Genomic DNA, 1095 nt, shown 5'->3' on the forward strand with positions numbered 1-1095 from the left:
GCGTTTATTCTTCCTATACGTATGATTCAAACTGCAGATGAGTTACATTTGAAAGAAAAGGTGAAAAAACCAATTGAGAAATTATTGCATGTGCTTAATGCCTCAAATAAAAAATTAATTATTCAATACCGATCATTATGAAACTATCATTAATTGTTGCCATGGATAAAAATTTTGGCATTGGTAAAGACAACGATTTGTTATGGAAATTGCCGGCTGATATGAAATTCTTTAAAGAAACTTCAACAGGTCATGTAGTAATAACCGGACGTAAAAATTATGAATCTATTCCTGAGAAATTTAGACCCTTGCCAAATCGTGAAAATGCCGTTTTAACTCACCAAATCGGCTATCAAGCACCAGGAGCTCATGTCTTTTTTTCACTTACTGAATGTTTAGAGTTCTATAAAAATGAAACCGAAAGAACTGTTTTCATCATTGGTGGGGGACAAATTTATGCAGAAGTTATGCAGCGAAACATCCTTCAAGAAATGTATATCACACAAGTAGATGGAGTGTTTGACGCAGATACTTTTTTTCCTAAATTTTCTGAATCTGAGTGGAATAGTGAAACTGTACTGAAACAGGGTATTGATGAAAAACACGCTTTTGCTTTTGAAATAAAAAAATATACACGTAAATAACTCTAAAACTTACTGTTTTTGTTGAAATGTTTTGTATGTAACGGTTTCAAAACTTCAACGACCTTACTAACTTTGCCTCCTTATGATTTTATGTATAGCTGAAAAACCTTCTGTGGCAAAAGATATTGCCGAAGTAATTGGTGCAAAACAACGCAACAACGGCTTTTATGAAGGAAATGGCTATTGGGTAACCTGGACTTTTGGCCATCTGTGTACATTGAATGAACCCCATGATTACAAAGAAAATTGGAAATACTGGAAATTGGAAGATCTGCCAATTGTACCTAAAAAATTTGGCATTAAACTAATTGATAACGATGGAGTAAAAAGGCAATTTGCTGTTATTGAAAAATTGGTAGCATCTTGTTCTGAAGTCATCAATTGCGGGGATGCCGGGCAGGAAGGGGAGTTGATACAAAGATGGGTATTGGCACCTGGTCAAGAAAGCGGG

The 1095-nt window shown here is 35.0% G+C and carries 2 protein-coding genes; both read left to right on the forward strand.

The genetic code is table 11. The features are described 5' to 3' along the window. The first annotated feature begins 131 nt into the window (after positions 1–131). A complete protein-coding gene (locus tag AKJ31_RS22195) occupies positions 132–644 on the forward strand; it encodes a dihydrofolate reductase (protein ID WP_086371372.1) in 513 nt (170 codons plus the stop codon). 82 nt (positions 645–726) lie between these two features. Beyond that, positions 727–1095 (forward strand): toprim domain-containing protein (locus AKJ31_RS22200; protein ID WP_042783047.1); only part of this gene is annotated, 369 nt, incomplete at its 3' end.

It is taken from the genome of Vibrio hepatarius (assembly GCF_001274785.1).
Taxonomy (GTDB): domain Bacteria; phylum Pseudomonadota; class Gammaproteobacteria; order Enterobacterales; family Vibrionaceae; genus Vibrio; species Vibrio hepatarius.